The sequence below is a fragment of the Mesorhizobium sp. YR577 genome (genome assembly GCF_900116595.1).
In the GTDB taxonomy this organism is placed as follows: Bacteria; Pseudomonadota; Alphaproteobacteria; order Rhizobiales; family Rhizobiaceae; genus Mesorhizobium_M.
On record NZ_FPBI01000007.1, the window covers coordinates 172,143 to 189,382 of the forward strand.

The following is a 17,240-nucleotide window of genomic DNA, read 5'->3' on the forward strand; positions in this document are numbered from 1 at the left end:
ATGACTTACTGTGTCGGCCTCAAGTTGGATCGTGGTCTGGTGTTCATGTCGGACACCCGCACGAATGCCGGAATGGACAGCATCTCCACCTTCCGCAAGATGCATGTCTGGGAAAAGCCGGGCGAGCGCGTCATCGTCTTGATGTCCGCCGGCAACCTTGCAACGACGCAGGCTGTGGTCAGCCTGCTCGAGGAGCGCTCCAAGGCGCCGGAGGAACGCTCTTCCGTCGTGCTTGAAACGCCGTCGATGTATCAGACGGCACGGCTGATCGGCGATGTCGTCAAGGAAGTCATCGCTCACGCATCGCCGACAGGTGAGAGCGCCGATTCCTATTTCAACGCCTCCTTCATCCTCGGCGGCCAGATCAAGGGCAGTCCGCCGCGCCTGTTCATGATCTATCCGGAAGGCAACTTCATCGAATCCACGGATGACACGCCGTTCTTCCAGGTCGGTGAAACCAAGTATGGCAAACCGATCATCGTGCGCGCTTACGACCGCACCATGAGCTTCGAGGAAACTGTCAAGCTTTTGATGGTGTCCTTTGATTCCACACTGAAATCCAATCTTTCGGTCGGCCTTCCGCTGGATCTTCTTCTTTATGAAAACGACACACTCGCGGTTAAGCTGAAAAAGCGCATCGCGCTCGACGATCCCTATTACCGGACGATCTCGGACGGCTGGTCGAATGCGCTGAAGCTGGCGTTCAAGAGCCTGCCTGATTTCCCCATCTGATATCGACCGGCGTTTTGCCGGTGGGAGGAAGCACTTGGACGCCAAGGAATTTCGCGATTGGTCGCTGAAGGCGGCCGAATGGGGCGCGGACTATCGCGAGACGTTGCGCGAACGGCCAGTGCGGGCGCAGACCCAGCCCGGCGAAATAGCAGCAGGCATCGCCCTTTCGCCGCCGGAAGCACCCGAAGCGATGGAGGCGATTTTCGCCGACTTCGAGGAGAAGATCCTGCCGGGCATGACGCACTGGCAGCATCCGCGTTTCTTCGCCTATTTCCCGGCCAATGCGGCGCCGGTTTCGGTGGTGGCGGAATATCTGGTCACCGTCATGGCGGCGCAATGCATGCTGTGGCAGACGTCGCCCGCCGCAACCGAACTCGAAACGCGCATCATCGACTGGCTGCGCCAGGCACTGGGCCTGCCGGAAGGGTTTTCCGGCGTGCTGCAGGATTCGGCATCATCCGCGACGCTCGCTGCCGTGCTGACCATGCGCGAGAGGGCGCTCGACTGGCAGGGCAACAAGCAAGGCCTGTCTGGCCAGCCGCGCATCCGCGTCTATTCCTCGGATCAGGTCCATACCTCGATCGACCGGGCGATCTGGGTTGCGGGCATCGGCGAGGAAAATCTTGTCCGCATCCCGACCGCCGGGCGCTGGCGGGCGATGGATGTGGCAGCCCTTGAAGCGGCGATCATTGCCGACAATGCAAGCGGCCTGCTTCCCGCTGGCATCGTCGCCTGTGTCGGCGGCACCAGCACCGGTGGCACCGACGACATCGTCGCGGTCGCGGCAGTGGCGCAGAAATATGGACTTTACCTTCATGTCGACGCTGCCTGGGCCGGCTCGGCGATGATCTGCGAAGAATTCCGGCATTTCTGGGCCGGTGTCGAGCATGCCGATTCGATCGTCTTCAATCCGCACAAATGGCTGGGAGCGCAGTTCGATTGCTCGGCGCAGTTCGTGCGCAATCCCGACGACCTCGTCCGCACGCTGGCGATCAAGCCCGAATATCTGAAGACGCACGGCAAGGATGGCGTCGTCAATTATTCTGAATGGTCGGTGCCGCTTGGCCGCCGTTTTCGTGCGCTGAAGCTGTGGTTCCTGCTGCGCGCCCATGGCCTTTCCGGCCTGCGCACCATGATCCGCAACCATGTCGCCTGGGCGGAAAAACTGGCCGCGCGGATTGCCGCCACGCCGGAGTTCGAACTCGTCACCGAGCCCATGCTGTCGCTATTCTCGTTCCGGCATATACCGGCAGGCGCGACCGACCTCGACGAGCACAATTTGCGCCTTATCAACGCGATCAATGATGACGGCCGCATCTACCTGACGCAGACGCGGGTCGACGGTCATTTTGCCATCCGTTTTCAGGTCGGCCAGTTCGAGGCTACCGAGCAGGATGTGGACACTGCCTATTCAGTGATCACTGAGATTGCGGCTTCGCTTCGGTGAGGGCACCTCCCAATTCGCCAGCTATGTTTTTGCGGCGTTTCGTTTTACCTTGATTATTGCCTCAAACGAAGATCGGAGAAGCAGCGTGTTCCTGTCGACGCGGCATTCGGAAATCATACAACTGGCCAAGGATTCCGGCCGCGTTCTCGTCGACGATCTGGCGGCGCATTTCGGCGTGACGCCGCAGACCATACGCAAGGATCTCAACGATCTCTGCGACCAGCGCCTGTTGAGCCGCATTCATGGCGGGGCGCTTTTTCCCTCGGGCATCGAGAACATGGAATATGAGGCCCGCCGCAAGATTGCGGCGGAGGAGAAAGACGCAATTGGCCGCGCAGCCGCCAAGCTTATCCCGGATAACGCTTCGCTCTTCATCAACATCGGCACGACGACCGAAGCCGTAAGCCAGGCGCTCCTGGATCATTCCGGCCTGATGGTTATTACCAATAACATCAATGTTGCCAACAGGATGCGCGTTTTTCCTGAGATAGAGGTCGTGATCGCCGGTGGCGTCGTGCGCGGCTCGGACGGCGGCGTCGTCGGCGAAGCGGCGGTGGATTTCATAAAGCAGTTCAAGGTTGACTACGCAGTCATCGGAGCGTCGGCAATCGACCACGACGGCGCGCTGCTAGACTTCGATTTCCGCGAGGTGAAGGTGGCGCAGGCAATCATTGCCAACGCACGTCATGTCATCCTCGTCGCCGACGCGACCAAGTTCGAGCGCACGGCGCCGGTGCGGATCGGGCATCTGTCGCAGGTCGATTCCTTCATCACGGATCGCTGCGATATCGAGTCCGTGCGTTCGATTTGCCTGGAGTCGGAAGTCCAACTGATCGAAACTACGCGCTGATGCCGTCGCTATGTCTCCATCCATTTTCGTTGACATTCGTTTATCTTTCGAATTGATAGAAAATAGTTTCGTGCTTTGGAAAAGCGCGGAATGAAGAAGCTTCGGGCCGTCGCTGTTCTCGGAGCCGAGACAAAGAGGGGGAGATGATGGCTGGATTGGTGCTGGCGATCGATCAGGGCACGACGTCGAGCCGTGCGATCGTTTTCGATGCGGCGATGAAGCCGATCGGCACCGGTCAACAGGAATTCACCCAGCATTTCCCGGCTTCGGGCTGGGTCGAGCATGATCCGGACGAGATCTGGCAAAGCGTGGTCAGCACCTGCAAGACGGCGCTCAGGAAGGCAAAATCCACTGCTGCCGATGTTTCGGCCATCGGCATCACCAATCAGCGCGAAACCGTCGTGATATGGGAAAAGGCCACCGGCAAGCCGATCCACAATGCCATCGTCTGGCAGGACCGCCGCACAGCGCCGCTCTGCCAGAAGCTGAAGAAGCAGGGGCTTGAGCCGCTTTTCTCGCGGAAGACGGGTTTGCTGCTCGACCCGTATTTCTCCGGCACCAAGATTGCCTGGATCCTCGACAACGTCAAAGGCGCGCGCCGGCGGGCCGAAAAGGGCGAATTGCTGGCGGGTACGATCGACAGTTTCCTGATCTGGCGGCTGACCGGCGGCAAGGTTCACGCGACGGACGCGACGAATGCCTCGCGCACGCTCGTCTACAACATCCGTTCCAATGAATGGGACGCCGAATTGCTGAAGATCCTGCGCATTCCGGCGGCACTTCTGCCGGAAGTGAAGGACTGCGCCGACGATTTCGGCGTCACCGACAAAAAGCTTTTCGGCGCGGAAATTCCGATTCTCGGCGTTGCCGGTGACCAGCAGGCGGCGACGATCGGCCAGGCCTGTTTCGAGCCCGGCATGATGAAGTCGACCTATGGCACCGGCTGCTTTGCGCTTCTGAACACCGGCGCCGACATGGTGCGTTCCAGGAACCGCCTGCTAACGACGATTGCCTATCGCCTCAATGGTGAGACGACCTATGCGCTTGAAGGCTCGATCTTTGTGGCAGGCGCTGCCGTCCAATGGCTGCGCGACGGCATCGGCGTCATCGGCAAGGCCGAGCATAGCGGCGTTCTGGCAGCCAAGGCCGACGATACGCAGAACGTCTATCTGGTGCCGGCCTTTGTCGGTCTCGGCGCGCCGCATTGGGACGCCGAGGCACGCGGTGCGATCTTTGGCCTGACGCGTAATTCCGGCCCGGCCGAATTCGCGCGCGCCGCACTCGAATCGGTGGCTTACCAGACACGCGATCTGCTCGATGCGATGCGTAAGGATTGGAAAGGCGGTTCGAAACAGACCGTTCTGCGGGTCGACGGCGGCATGGTCGCCTCGGACTGGACCATGCAGCGGTTGGCCGACATCCTGGATGCGCCGGTCGACCGGCCTACCATTCTGGAAACCACCGCGCTGGGCGCCGCATGGCTGGCCGGTTCGCGGGCAGGGGTGTGGCCCAAGGCCAAGGCCTTTGCCAAGTCGTGGGCGCTGGATCGTCGCTTCAAGCCGCAGATGGACGAGACCGTGCGAGCAGCCAAGCTGAAGGGCTGGCGCAATGCGGTGAAGCGGACGTTGTCTCAGGATTGAACGGAATCACATAAAAAGGCCCGCGCGGTTAGCGCGGGCCTGATTTTCGTGAAGGTCGATATTAATAGGGCGAATAGCACTGCTGACGCGGGCCGCCATAGGGCTGGAACGTGTTGTCATAAGCCCGATACGAACGGTAGCGGTTATAGCACCAACGCACATGGGCGTTGCCGCCACCGCGATATTCACGAACCGGCGGCGGTGCTGCTATCGCGCCACCGACGATTGCCCCGGTGATGAATGCGGCAGCCGGGAACCAGTAGCCGTTATATTCGCGGTAGCCGTGGCGATAGTTTCGATAGCCGCGATGCCCGCGATAGTAGCTGTAGTCGCCGCGGCGTTCGAAACGGCGTCCGTCACGGCGCCCATCGCGCCAGCCCCGACGGAAATCGCGCCTGTCGCCACGGAAGTGCCGTGCGGAAGGAATGGCCCGCCGGTAAGGGTCGTATTGTACCTGCTGCACGTCGGACTGCGTTGTCGCCGCCGGCGGCACATAGGCAGGTGCTGCGCTGGCTTCCGGGATGGCCGGCATAATCGCGAAGGACAATGCAAGCGCCGAAGCGCAAAGGCCTGAGAGAAATTTCTTCATGGTGATCTCCTCGCAAAGGGTGAATTTGTCCCTTGTGCCCCAAGCAACGTGCAAACGGCGCGATTGGTTCCAGCCGAATGCAAGTGATTGAAACGCAGTGATTTATGGCGCGCGATCGGGCCCGACGCAAGAATGCCGCAAGCACGAAGTCGCGAGCGCGAACAAAGGCTGCTGGACAATGCTTTTTCCGGTTGACCGGCAGGGGCACTCTCCCTATGTTCCGCCGCAATTTCGAGGCGACTTTTGTGCGCTGCGAAAACACTCGTTGCGGCTTTCTGCCGCCCGCTCTGAAATCGATGCATACGGATAACGTGGGCATTTCCGGCTTGCCGGGGTTCGGAGCATTCGTTCTGACAGGGACACGGGTGATTGGTGAAGGGCTGGTAGCTCAGATGGTAGAGCACGGAACTTTTAATTCTGGGGTCATGGGTTCGAGTCCCATCCAGCCCACCAACACCAATATCAGCTTTTGATTTCGCAGGCTGCGTATCTCAGGAAAGAGCGCATTCCCTCATGGCTTGGGTCGGTGCGCGAGCATCGCACGCGGTCACTGGGTGTCGAGCATTTCGGCCAAACCGTGACGATCGCCGACCTCTACAGGCATTACGGGATTGACGCCGCAGGCATCCTGAACGCTGCCGAGGTGCTCGTGCCCGGCAGGCCCATTCGGCATGCGTTCAATTAAGCTCAGCCCGACATACAAAAATCGAAATTGAAGTAGCTTAGCGTTCGCCTGCTATCCGTAATGCTGCTGCAATCTCCGCAGGTGCAAGGACGGTCAAAAAAGGCGCGACCGCGATGCGGATTTTATTGATCGAGGATGAAAAGGCATTGGCGGAAGCGCTTGCGGGAGCGCTGCGTAAACAGGGCATCGTCATAGATCACACCATGCTGCTCGCAGATGCGATCGAGCTGTCACGCCAATACGTCTATGACGCAATTCTTTTGGACCGCCGCCTGCCTGATGGCGACGGTCTCGGTTTCATCCCGAAGCTGAGACTGGCTGGCATCGATACGCCGATAATTGTTCTTACGGCACGAAACGAGCCCAAAGAGCGCGTTGAGGGTCTCGATGCCGGCGCGGACGACTATCTGGGCAAACCCTTTCTGATCGACGAGTTGATGGCTCGCCTGCGTGCGGTGCTGCGCAGGCCGGCAAGTCTGGCAGAACCAGAAATCACAGTCGGCCGGGTGACCGTCGATCCGCTGCATTTCAACGTGACCGTCAATTCCAGTCCGGTCGATATTCCGCGAAGAGAACTTATGGTCCTTGCCGCGCTGGCAAAGCGGAGCGGAAAAACCGTTCTTCGCTCCACCTTGGAAGCTGCCGTCTACAACTATGAAGACGAGATCCAGTCGAACGCGCTCGACACCCATATTTCGCGCCTGCGCAAGAGGTTGCTCGAGGCCGGCGCCGGAGTGGCCATCCATAGCATAAGAGGCGTCGGATATCTCCTGAAGGAAGAGTGATGTCGGAAGGAAATACGTCGCTCAGGTGGAAGCTAAGCTGGCAGCTCAGCGTTACGTTCGTCGCGATTGTCGCGCTGTTGATTGTCGGCCTGGCGTTCTATGGGGCAACAGTCCTTTCCCCCAATCTGGTCCTTGAGAAGAAAGTCTCTCTGGCCATGGAGGATGCGATCGTACTTGATTCCCAAGGGCGCCTCGAAATACGTGACACGCCGGGTCTTCGGTCCATCAAGAGTCAGACCGAAGGCTTGTGGTACGTCGTTGCGACTGCTCGTGGCGAAATGGTTTCTTATGGCCAGATACCTGCGTCCTATGCGGATCTCGGACCCTTTGTGTACCGGTTTCATGAGGCCGACATCAGGGGAGCTGCCGACACAAGCGAAATCGCCTCGATCGAAACCGTCTATTCGGCTGCCGGCGAGGTAAGAATCATGCTTGGAAAGACCTCCGGAACGGATTGGGTCGTGCCCGTTCTTCTTGTCGAGCTGAAACCCATATACTTGCCTCTGCTCGGTCTTACGCTGCCTGCGATATTCCTGGCCGTACCCCGCATTGTCCAACGTTCGCTCAGTGGTGTGAATGATGTCGCCCGCAGGGCGGCGGCGATCGAACCGCGCAGCCGTGGCGCAAGACTTCCGACCAAAACTGTTCCTCGAGAGGTTGCCCCGCTGATTGTGGCGTTCAACGGAGCACTTGAGCGTCTTGACGCCGAATTCCAGAAGAGACAGCGCTTTCTGGTGGATGCTGCTCATGAGTTGCGCACGCCAATAGCGATCATGCAGATCAGAATCGAAGGCATGGCAGAGGGGCAGGACCGTCAGCGCCTTTTGAAAGATGTCGCGCGGTTGGGGGGAACCGCCGAGCAGCTCCTCGATTTCGAGCGAAACGACCTGAACGAAGACCCCTTCGAAACGATTGACCTGGTCGACATCGCCAGGATGGCGGTTGCCGACCTCGCTCCCCTTGCAATCGCAGCCGGATACGAAATCTCGTTCCACAGCGACGCAGACAGGTTTGAGCGGCAGGGCAGTCCATCTGCAATGACGCGAGCTGTCAGCAATCTGGTTCGCAATGCCATTGATCACGCCGGCAATGCCGGCATGATCTCAATATCTGTCTCTGCGGATGGACACGTCGAAGTCGCGGATCAAGGACCGGGAATACCCTTTGACCAGCGGGAATTGGTGTTCGAGCCCTTTTATAGGGTTACCCCACGATCCACAGGCGCCGGGCTCGGACTGAGCCTTGTCCGGCAGATCGTCACCAACCACGGCGGCCAGGTTCTGCTTGATAGCGGGACTGCCGGAACGAAGCTGACAATCCGAATTTAGCTATTCAGGGAGTGACGGGGCGGTCCGCGCCGTGAGTGTTGTAACCGACTTCTTGCCGGATTTGTCGGTCCAGGTAGGTGGAGCGCCGAACTTGTCCGCCACCATTCCGGCTATCCCAGGGGATCGCCCGAAAGCCTCACAGGCGGCATATTTCGGTTTGCCGCCAAGCATAGATTTCATTTTCTGACCCGAAGGTATTGATATCTGAAATCCGGAGGCGTCCTTGCCCGTGACAAGCATCCTGGAAAAATCATTCCCGAATGTAGTGGCCAGGCTGTAGGCGTCGCCAACTTCAGAAACCCTGGGATTGTTCGTGATGGAATTCGCTCCACGCGACCAGACGATCGCGGCGCGCTGGATACCATTACGATCGAGCGCCTCGGCCTCGACTGCGAGACCTCCCAGGCCCATCGGCAGGCGAGGGATGCTGACCGGCAATACGGCGCCGCTGCCCAGCGTTACGGCTGTCGAAACGCCTGCCATCGTCTTATCAGTCGGCACCAGGTCGGCAACCACTGCTCGCACAGTCAAGTCGGCGGGCTGCCCCGTTGGCACGACCTGATACTTATCGCTCAGAGCAACACACATCGCCCGATCCAGAGCATTCGCCACCAGTGCCCGGTCTTCCCTCTGCTTTACCCGGGCAAAGGCGCCGGGCGAATATGAAGTCGGTGAAATACTGACGGTTTTCACGCCCGCCAAGGCCGGCCCATCCACGAAGGAGCGCGACTTGCCGAGCTTGCCTTTGACAGCACCAAGGCTACCATAGGATGTCAACGTTCCCGCTTCCTTGAGCGGAACTGTGCTGCAGCCCGCCATGACCAGCGTCACGGGCAATGCGATGCATGCAATTTTCAATTGGGACAAGCAGATAGGGCCGATCGCCAGCTTGCGTGGCTCGGATATTGCGGTGCTGCACATATGTATCAGGCTTCCTGTGAACGATGTCTCGGAAGACCCTGTGAGTGCAACATTGCCGCATCATTACGGGCGGATGACCAGCGCCAAACGCTTCTCCAATTGCTGGTGGAGGATAAACATCGACCTCCGGCAGCTTCTCAATAGCGAAGCAGTTTTTCACCAGATGCCGGGGACCAGTCTCCACCGCACTCGACGGGAATAATCGTCGTATCCGGGAAGCTCGACCCGCAACAGGCGGTCTTCCCATGATGTGCGCAAGACAAGGATTGCCGCCGCCAGTGCAGCGGGAATGAGCGCCCAGAACGAACCCAGCGCAAGCGCCATGCCGAAGAACAACAACAACGCGGCGATATAGCCGGGATGACGCATGAAACGGTAGGGACCGGTATCGATCACGCGCTGATGCCGTTCGGACTGGATCCGAACACCCGGTTCGAAGAATGGATTCACCGCCTGCGCCCATGCCGTAACCGCGATGCCCGCCAGCACAGCGACATAGCCCGATAGCACCACCCAGGCCGGGACTGCCGACCAGTGGAACCGCCCGGCATCGAGCGCCGCAACCGGCAGGACCGCCACCATTGCCGGCAGGATGACTGCAAGCAGCGCCTTGTCCCAGCTTTTCGTGCCCGCCTGAAACCGGCTGCGTGCTCGGTAGATTATGGGATTGACGCGGGCGAGTACGAGGGCAGAAGCGCCAAAGCCCAAAATCAGAACTGCAAGGAATATCCATCCAGGCCACCAGGCGAGCGTGCCGGCAGGCAGGAAGATCAGTCCAAGCAGTGCAAGAGGCAGGCCGATTGCATAGGCAACGGCCTTACTGCGCGACATCGCGCTAGGCTCCCGTGGAGTTTCGGTTTGTTCCATGTTGCTCACTCCTTCGCGAAAACTGTTTCCAGCGCAGCTTTGGTCGTCGCGGGAATGCGGATCGGTCGGACCTCAGGATCGCGGCTTCTGCGAGCGCCACTGCTTGAGCGCTGTCTCCATGGCCTGACGTATCGCTAGATAGAACTCGGCCATTTCGCCAAGGCGGTCCTGCGTAGGGCCTGATGCGACGGAAGCGGCGCCGCTCTTCAGGAGATCGGCGAGCGCATTGAGCAAACGGTTCTGCTCGGTCAGCATGCCCTCGTAATTGTCGGACACTGTGTACGAGACGCGTTTGCTTCCGCGCTCGCCATGCCGCCGGGCGAGCATATAAGTTTCCAGCAATCGCGCGGCGACGCTTGCACTGCTCTTGCTGATCTCGAGGTCGGTCGTCATGCGGTCGAGGCCGACCGGCTCGGCGCAAAGCAGCAGATAACCGTAGAGGCGTGCTGCCGTCTGGGGCACACCCCAGGGGATCAGCAGTCGCGCCGCATCCTCGATGAAGCGTTGTTCGGTGGTCGTCAGGCACTTGTTTGATATATTCGGCATATTCCGAATATATCGTATTGGGAGTGTATGTCCACTGAGCGGCGCTTCTGCGACTGAGCTAAGGGGTTTGGGTAACCGGGACCGAAGCCCCGTGGGGAGCGCGCGTAGGCGTTATGCGTACGCCAAAAACCAATTGCGAAATAAAATCAGTCGATCTAGCTTATAACCGATTGCATAACACAATCAGACCGTACGGATGTCCCGTGTAGAGGAGAGATAGTGGTATGGCCAAACTCGTTTTCGGAATGAACCAGTCCCTGGACGGCTACGTCGACCATATGGCGTTTGCGCCAGGCCCCACGCTTTTCCGCCACTTCATCGAGGAGGCTCAGGGGCAGGCGGGCAGTGTCTATGGTCGCCAAATGTATGAGGTCATGCGTTACTGGGACGACGATCATTCAGAATGGGGTCCAGACGAACAAGCCTTTGCGGCGGCGTGGCGGAAACAGCCGAAATGGGTCGTCTCGCGCTCGCTGAAGTCGGTCGGCCCAAATGCCTGGCTTGTCGGGGATGATCTCGAGGGCGCGATCCGCGAGCTGAAAGCCGAGCGCGATGGGGAGATCGAAGTTGCCGGCCCGGATTTGGCGCTCAGCCTTACCGAACTCGGCCTGATCGACGAGTATCGAATCTACCTGCATCCCGTCGTAGTTGGCCACGGCAAACGATATTTCGCCGGACCCCGACCGCCGCTCCGCCTGATGACACATGATCGAATTGGCGAGGATGTGATCAGGTTGACCTACGTTCCTGCCTGATCTCGCGACCCGCCGCATGGAAATGGCCGGTGAAGTCTGCTTTTGGTCGGGCACCCGTAACCACGTCAATCACGTTGCGCTGTTGATCTCCTCAAGCCCGAGGCTCTGGGCGCGTAGGCGGATTGCGTCGCGGGAGGGTGGGGCGCCGAACATGCGGGCATATTCGCGGCTGAACTGCGAGGCGCTCTCATAGCCGACGCTGTAGGCCGTGCGCGTGGTGTCGGCGTTGACCACCATGAGCCGCCGCGCCTCCTGAAGCCGGAGGACCTTCTGGTATTGCAGCGGGCTGATCGCGGTAGCCGCCTTGAAGTGCCGGTGGAAGGACGCGGGGCTCATGCCGGCAATTTCGGCCAGTGCTTCTACGCGTATGGGTTCGTCGAAATGCGCCCGAATCCATGTGATCGCCTGCCTGATCTGCGACAGCCGGCTGTTGTCCTGGGCAATCTGGCGAAGAACGCCGCCCTGCGGACCTTGCAGGAGCCGGTACAGAATCTCGCGCTCGAGCATCGGCGCCAGCACCGGGGCATCCTCGGGCGCCTCCAGCAGGGCCAGAAGCCGGGACCAGGGGGCGAGCAATTGCGGTGTGACCGGGCTGACCCCGAAGCCGGCAGTTCGAGTGAGGCAATGAAATATGAAGCCGGATCGTACCGCAGCAGGCGATCGCCGATCATCACCTGCTTTGCCCCTTGCAGGACAAGACACATCATCGGCTGATAAACGGTCGACGTCGGGCATGTGACCGACCTCGCGACGAAGAGCGAGAGGCGCGGAAGGATTTGCGCTCGCCCAGTGTCGCCGGCGTGACGCTCGGCCAGACTGCACATTTTCATCAGTTGCTGCTGCATGGAACCATAATTGGTCCTTCTTCCCGGCCCAAACAAGCCGGTGCCGCTTTCCTATCGGACGGTTTGATAGAAATAGGCAAGAGATCGATACGATCGGGCGCAGCGCGCACGCGTCGCATTCCCAAATAAGGGCAACCAGACGTGCTGGCCGGCGTTGCGTCGACCGCTTCACGCCAAGGCGCTGTGGGCAAAAAACGAAGACATGGTCGGCGAACGCTTCTGACCATCACCGATCATAATCCACGACAGGAGTTTTTGATGAAAACCACCGGATATGCGGCAACCGACGCCAGCCTGCCCCTCGCACGCTATGAGTTTGCGCGCCGGGACCTGCGCGCAAACGACGTTTCGATAGAAATCCTCTATTGCGGTGTCTGCCACTCCGATCTTCACCAGGCGCGCAACGACTGGGGCGCGACGACCTATCCGATTGTACCCGGACATGAGATCGTCGGCAGGGTGGTCGCGGTCGGCAAGGATGTCACCCGCTACAAGGCGGGCGATACCGTCGCCGTCGGCTGCATCGTCGACAGCTGCGGCAGATGCGACCAGTGCCTCAAGCATGAGGAACAGATGTGCCGCAACGTGGTGACGCAGACCTACAATGACCGCGACCGGATCACCGGAGAGCCCACCTATGGCGGCTATTCCAAGCATATCGTCGTGCGCGAGGAATTCGTGCTGGCGATACCGGAGGGACTGGATATTGCCCGGGCGGCACCGCTGCTCTGCGCCGGCATCACGACCTATTCGCCGCTGCGCACCTGGAATGTCGGGCCGGGCAGCCGGGTCGGCGTCATCGGGCTCGGCGGGCTTGGCCACATGGCGGTCAAGCTGGCCATCGGGCTCGGCGCGGACGTGACAGTCATCAGCCGCACCGAAGCCAAGACCGCGGACGCGCTGGCACTCGGCGCCCATCGCGTGCTCGTCTCAGGGGATGATGCGGCGATGGCGGCGGCTGCCAATGCATTTGACCTGATCATCGACACCATTCCGGTGCGCCACGACCTGTCGCCCTATCTTCCGCTGCTCGATGTCGACGCGACCCTGGTGATCGTCGGTCAGCTCGGGCTGATCGATGAGCACAGCACGCTGCCGCTCCTGATGGGACGCCGCCGCATCTCAGGCTCGCCGATCGGCGGAATCGCGGAAACACAGGAGATGCTCAACTTCTGCGGCAGGATGAACATCCTTCCCGATTGCGAGATGATCGCCATTCAGGACATCAATGCAGCTTTCGAACGGGTGGAGCGTGCTGACGTGCGCTATCGGTTCGTCATCGACATGGCGTCGCTCGAAGCGGCTTGAGGTACCGACCGCCGGTCGGGTCGTCAGCGGTTAGGCCATGTGACCAATGAGCGCGAACAGGGCGCTTGTTGGTCACAAACCCGGTCTTTCCCACTCCGGTCGAGGGATATCGCGGGCTCAGCCGACCTGCGCGACGCAGGCAATATGTTCTTCCGATTTGATCAAGCGTATGGGCACGCCATATGCCCTGGAAAGGGTCGACTCTGTCAGCATTTCCATGGTCTTTCCGATCGATGGCGGATGGTTTGGCGAGAGGATCAGGGTCTGGTCCGCCAGGCCGAATGCCTGGTCGGGCGCGTGGGTGGTGAAGATGACGGCGAGACCGTTTTTCGCCAGCCGCCGCGTCAGCGAGAGAAAGCGGGCCTGATTGGCGAAATCGAGATGCGCGGTCGGCTCGTCGAGAATCATCAGTTTCGGAGCCTGAACCAGTACGCGCGCGATCTGCACCAGTTGCCGCTCTCCACCACTGATTTCGGTGTAGGCAGCATTGGCGAGATGGGCGATGCCGAGCGTCTCCAGGGCGTCGTCCACAAGAGCGTCGACGTCCTTGCCCGGTGTGTCGAACCATCCCAGATGCGGGGCACGGCCCATTTCGACGATGGTGCGCACGGAGAAGGCGAAAACCGTCTCGTCGCTTTGCGGGACCAGTGCCAGCCGTTTGGCGATTTCGGTGCGGGGAAGTGTCGAGATCGGTTCCTCGCCAAGCTTCACCGTCCCGGATGTCGATGGTGTCAGTCCGGCGAGGCAGCGAAGCAATGTCGACTTGCCGACGCCGTTTGGCCCGAGCACGCAGATGATCTCGCCAGCAGAGATTTTCAGGCTGAGATCGCTGAATGTCGGCTTGCTTCTGCCCGGATAGGTGAAGGCGAGGTGTTCAGCGGTAAGGATCATGCCCATCCCAGCCGTCCGCGTCCCAGCAGAAGAATGAACACCGGCGCGCCGATCAATGCGGTGAGTATGCCGAGCGGGACTTCGGCAGCCGTCATGATACGGGCCAGATCGTCGATGATGAGCAGATAACAGGCGCCAAGCGACAAGGTGGCAGGAAGAAGCCGCCGGAAGTCTGGCCCGACGATAATCCGGGCAAGGTGCGGAATGACCAGCCCGACCCAGCCGATGATACCGCTGATGGAGACCGTCGAAGCGGCAATGAGGGTCGAAAAGAGAATGACGACGATCCTCAGGCGATTGGCTTCGACACCCAGGATGCGCGCCTGCTCATCGCCCATGGCAAGAATATTGATGCGCCAGCGCAAGAGCAGAAGCACGATCGCAGACGGCACAACGACCGCGAGGATGGGAACCATGTCCGCCGTCGAGACCGACGACAGCGAGCCCAAGAGCCAGAACTCGATGACCGGGAGTTTCGAATTGGGGTCCGCAACGTATTTGAGGAGGGAGAGGAGGGCGGTGAACAGCGAACCGACGATGATGCCGCCCAGCACCAGGACGATCGTTGAATTCATCCGGTAAAGCCGGCTCATGGCAAAGCAGAACGCAACCGCCAGCATCCCGAAGACGAAAGCTGAGAATTGCGTCGCGTAACGCTGCCCGAAAAGGAGAATGGCGAGGGCCGCGCCGAAACCGGCGCCTGCCGAAACGCCTAGCGTAAACGGCGAAACAAGCGGGTTGCGAAAGACGCCCTGATAGCACGCACCGGAAATTGCCAGCCCGCCGCCGACGACCATGGCGGCCACCACGCGCGGAAGCCTGACATCGAAAACGACGGATTCCACGACGGCCGGCCAGTCCGGCGTTATCGGCAATATCTGGGCCGCGATGACCTTGATCACCATCATTGGCGCAACGGGATAGCGCCCGATGAGAAACGAAAGCAGAAACAGCACCACCGGAAGCAGGATCAGGAAGATCGTCAACAACCGGTTGGCTGGCGCGTGCTCAGCAGGAGGCATCGCCGGAGCCTAGTTCGGGCCGGTATAGGCCTGACCGTAGAATTGCTGGTAATAGGCATCGACCTGCTTCTGCATGTCGATATCGGCGAACCGCTCGGGATAGAGCTTCTTGGCCATCCACAGTTCGCCCAGGGCAAAGGCCTCGGGCAGCGGATAGCCCCAGGGCTTCACATATTCCGGCGTAATGTAGATGCGGTCGTTCTTGACCGCGTCGAGGTGCTGCCAGGCGGCGTTCTTGCGGATTTCGTCAGCCACCGGCGCGTAGCGGTCCTGCACGAAGATCACCTGCGGATTCCAGGCGAGCACGTCTTCCATCGACACCTTGGTCGCGCCGCGCACGCCGGCAGCGACATTGATGCCGCCGGAGCGCTTCATGATGACACCGGTATATTTGCCGGAACCGTACGTGCTCATATCCGGGTTTGCCATATAGAGGCGCACGCGCTCCGTGTCGGGGATCGAAGCCACCCGTTCCTCCACCAGTTTGCGCTGCGCAAAGGCATAGTCGATCAGCCGGTCGGCCCGCTCGCTTTCGCCGACGATGTCGCCGATCAGTTTGATGCCGGTCTTCAGCCCTTCCGAATAGGCATAGTCGTCGTCATCAAAGGTCGGATTGAGCTTTGGCGCTTCGATGCCTTCGCCTTTCGACAGCGAAATGGCGACGACGGGCAGGCCGACCTTCGACAATTGCTCGATCATTTCTGGCGGCGCATAGTTCGTGACGAAGACCACGTCCGGTTTGAGCTGCAGGACCTCTTCGACATTCACCGTCGAAAGATCGCCGGGCATCGGCAGGTTGGCGAGCTGCGGGGCATATTTGTCGAGACCGGGAATGAGGCTCGGCCATTTGCGAAGAACCCCGACGATCTTGTCGGCGGCGCCTAGCTCGACAAGAAGATCGAGCGTCTGATGCTGCAGCACGACGATCCGTTCGACCTTATCCGGAATGGTCACCGTGCGGTTGAGCTGGTCGGTGATGGTGCGGGTTTCCGCCGCCGACGCTTCGCCCGTCGCGATTGGAAGCGACCACAAGGCAAAGGCGGTGACGAGCGCCACAAAATTTCTGCGGTGAAAAGACATTCCCATCCCCATGCTGTGAAATATCGACGAGGAGCCGAGGCGGCTCGATATATTTCTACGCATATAGCGTTGGGTCTTACGCAGCAATGCCGTTCCGCACCAAGGATGCGTCAGACCTGCAACTTTCTATTGCTCCAGGATCAGGCGCCCGCCGGCAAGGCGACCGGCTTGAAACCGAATTCCTGCAACAATTTCTGGCCGGGACCGGACATGATGAAAAGGGCGAAGGACAAGGCTGCCGGGCGGCAGTCATTGATGGCTGTAAGGGCATATTCGGGCACGACGTTAACCGCTGCCGGAATTTGGACAATCTCGACCTCGGGCACTTCTGCGGCGAGCCGCTGCATGCCGGTGAGATAACCGAGAAAGACGTCGGCTGTCCCAGCCGCCAATGCGTCAGCCACGGGGCCATAGGGGCCGGACGTTGCCACTGTTTCCGAGCCGCCGACCAGTTTCAGGGCCTTGGCATCGAGGATGCGGAACGAGCCGGTCGCATGCTCTTCGAACCTACGAAAGATAGCCCAGGCATAATCGCCTGACGGGTCCTTGAGCGGCGTCGACGTTCCGATCTTGAGGGCAGGGTCAAGCAGTCGCTCGATGAAGTTGGCTGTCGTCACGCCGGCATCCCGGCGAACCAAGGCCGACATCGTGTTGCGGGCAAAGACGACCGGCGGCCCGGACAATCCCAGTTGGGCAAGGTGCGATGGATGGCCGAAATCGGCGGACAGAAACAGATCCGGCCGATCGCCGTCCTCGATGCGCTGCCGGAGCAGACCCGCTGGCCCATGCCTGATCTCGACGGGAATACCAGTCATTTCGGAAAAAGCAGAAACGAGCGAAGGCAGGACATAACGGAGGCTGCCCGCCGCATAAACGCGAATGGACGATTGATCGGATGATGTTTGCACGGCAGTCGCTTTCAAACTTTAACGTCACTCTCCGCGCCGCA

The 17,240-nt window shown here is 60.1% G+C and carries 17 protein-coding genes and 1 tRNA gene; 9 read left to right on the forward strand and 9 right to left on the reverse strand.

Annotation, left to right across the window (positions count from 1 at the left end):
* The 4 genes from BM413_RS12335 to glpK all read left to right on the forward strand — a co-directional run bounded on the left by BM413_RS12335 (nt 1) and on the right by glpK (nt 4,669).
* On the forward strand, nt 1-732 hold the full coding sequence (locus BM413_RS12335; protein WP_091913623.1) for a proteasome-type protease: 732 nt from the start codon (nt 1-3) through the stop codon (nt 730-732).
* A gap of 34 nt (nt 733-766) precedes the next feature.
* Entirely contained in the window at nt 767-2,179 is a 1,413-nt protein-coding gene (locus BM413_RS12340; RefSeq protein ID WP_091913624.1) for a pyridoxal phosphate-dependent decarboxylase family protein, read from the forward strand.
* A gap of 85 nt (nt 2,180-2,264) precedes the next feature.
* Complete coding sequence (locus BM413_RS12345; protein ID WP_091913625.1) at nt 2,265-3,029, forward strand: DeoR/GlpR family DNA-binding transcription regulator; 765 nt, start codon at nt 2,265-2,267, stop codon at nt 3,027-3,029.
* Nucleotides 3,030-3,175: 146 nt separating this feature from the next.
* Nucleotides 3,176-4,669, forward strand: a complete 1,494-nt coding sequence (gene glpK, locus BM413_RS12350; protein ID WP_091913626.1) for a glycerol kinase GlpK — start codon at nt 3,176-3,178, stop codon at nt 4,667-4,669.
* A gap of 61 nt (nt 4,670-4,730) precedes the next feature.
* Here glpK and BM413_RS12355 read toward each other — a convergent pair whose 3' ends face one another.
* Nucleotides 4,731-5,258, reverse strand: coding sequence for a BA14K family protein (locus BM413_RS12355; RefSeq protein WP_091913627.1), 528 nt, complete (start codon nt 5,256-5,258; stop codon nt 4,731-4,733).
* 377 nt (nt 5,259-5,635) lie between these two features.
* On the opposite strand from BM413_RS12355, the gene BM413_RS12360 reads away from it, so the two are divergent.
* The 3 genes from BM413_RS12360 to BM413_RS12375 all read left to right on the forward strand — a co-directional run bounded on the left by BM413_RS12360 (nt 5,636) and on the right by BM413_RS12375 (nt 8,056).
* Nucleotides 5,636-5,711, forward strand: a tRNA-Lys gene (locus tag BM413_RS12360).
* A 345-nt stretch (nt 5,712-6,056) separates the two neighbouring features.
* Nucleotides 6,057-6,728, forward strand: a complete 672-nt coding sequence (locus tag BM413_RS12370; RefSeq protein ID WP_091913629.1) for a response regulator transcription factor — start codon at nt 6,057-6,059, stop codon at nt 6,726-6,728.
* A complete protein-coding gene (locus BM413_RS12375; protein WP_091913630.1) occupies nt 6,728-8,056 on the forward strand; it encodes a sensor histidine kinase in 1,329 nt (442 codons plus the stop codon). The genes BM413_RS12370 and BM413_RS12375 overlap by 1 nt, the downstream gene beginning before the upstream one ends.
* On the opposite strand, the gene BM413_RS12380 is transcribed toward BM413_RS12375, so the two are convergent.
* The 3 genes from BM413_RS12380 to BM413_RS12390 all read right to left on the reverse strand — a co-directional run bounded on the left by BM413_RS12380 (nt 8,057) and on the right by BM413_RS12390 (nt 10,390).
* Nucleotides 8,057-8,875, reverse strand: a complete 819-nt coding sequence (locus BM413_RS12380; RefSeq protein ID WP_244537854.1) for a DUF3313 domain-containing protein — start codon at nt 8,873-8,875, stop codon at nt 8,057-8,059. It abuts the gene before it with no gap.
* Between the two features lie 258 nt (nt 8,876-9,133).
* The gene (locus BM413_RS12385; protein WP_091913632.1) at nt 9,134-9,808 is read right to left on the reverse strand and encodes a methyltransferase family protein; all 675 of its coding nucleotides are present in this window, start codon (nt 9,806-9,808) and stop codon (nt 9,134-9,136) included.
* Nucleotides 9,809-9,916: 108 nt separating this feature from the next.
* Complete coding sequence (locus BM413_RS12390) at nt 9,917-10,390, reverse strand: GbsR/MarR family transcriptional regulator (RefSeq protein ID WP_091913633.1); 474 nt, start codon at nt 10,388-10,390, stop codon at nt 9,917-9,919.
* Between the two features lie 224 nt (nt 10,391-10,614).
* On the opposite strand from BM413_RS12390, the gene BM413_RS12395 reads away from it, so the two are divergent.
* Entirely contained in the window at nt 10,615-11,145 is a 531-nt protein-coding gene (locus BM413_RS12395; RefSeq protein WP_091913634.1) for a dihydrofolate reductase family protein, read from the forward strand.
* A gap of 69 nt (nt 11,146-11,214) precedes the next feature.
* Here the strand turns inward: BM413_RS12395 and BM413_RS12400 are convergent, their stop codons facing one another.
* On the reverse strand, nt 11,215-11,721 hold the full coding sequence (locus BM413_RS12400; RefSeq protein ID WP_348272902.1) for an AraC family transcriptional regulator: 507 nt from the start codon (nt 11,719-11,721) through the stop codon (nt 11,215-11,217).
* Between the two features lie 527 nt (nt 11,722-12,248).
* On the opposite strand from BM413_RS12400, the gene BM413_RS12405 reads away from it, so the two are divergent.
* Nucleotides 12,249-13,298: an NAD(P)-dependent alcohol dehydrogenase gene (locus BM413_RS12405; RefSeq protein WP_091913635.1), complete on the forward strand. Its 1,050-nt coding sequence runs from the start codon at nt 12,249-12,251 to the stop codon at nt 13,296-13,298.
* A 117-nt stretch (nt 13,299-13,415) separates the two neighbouring features.
* On the opposite strand, the gene BM413_RS12410 is transcribed toward BM413_RS12405, so the two are convergent.
* The 4 genes from BM413_RS12410 to BM413_RS12425 all read right to left on the reverse strand — a co-directional run bounded on the left by BM413_RS12410 (nt 13,416) and on the right by BM413_RS12425 (nt 17,199).
* Nucleotides 13,416-14,189 (reverse strand): ABC transporter ATP-binding protein, encoded by a 774-nt coding sequence (locus BM413_RS12410; RefSeq protein WP_175544312.1) that lies wholly within the window; start codon nt 14,187-14,189, stop codon nt 13,416-13,418.
* The gene (locus BM413_RS12415; protein ID WP_091913637.1) at nt 14,186-15,211 is read right to left on the reverse strand and encodes a FecCD family ABC transporter permease; all 1,026 of its coding nucleotides are present in this window, start codon (nt 15,209-15,211) and stop codon (nt 14,186-14,188) included. The genes BM413_RS12410 and BM413_RS12415 overlap by 4 nt, the downstream gene beginning before the upstream one ends.
* A 9-nt stretch (nt 15,212-15,220) precedes the next feature.
* Nucleotides 15,221-16,291 (reverse strand): ABC transporter substrate-binding protein, encoded by a 1,071-nt coding sequence (locus BM413_RS12420; protein ID WP_091913638.1) that lies wholly within the window; start codon nt 16,289-16,291, stop codon nt 15,221-15,223.
* 140 nt (nt 16,292-16,431) lie between these two features.
* Nucleotides 16,432-17,199: an extracellular solute-binding protein gene (locus tag BM413_RS12425; RefSeq protein WP_175544313.1), complete on the reverse strand. Its 768-nt coding sequence runs from the start codon at nt 17,197-17,199 to the stop codon at nt 16,432-16,434.
* Nucleotides 17,200-17,240: the final 41 nt, after the last annotated feature.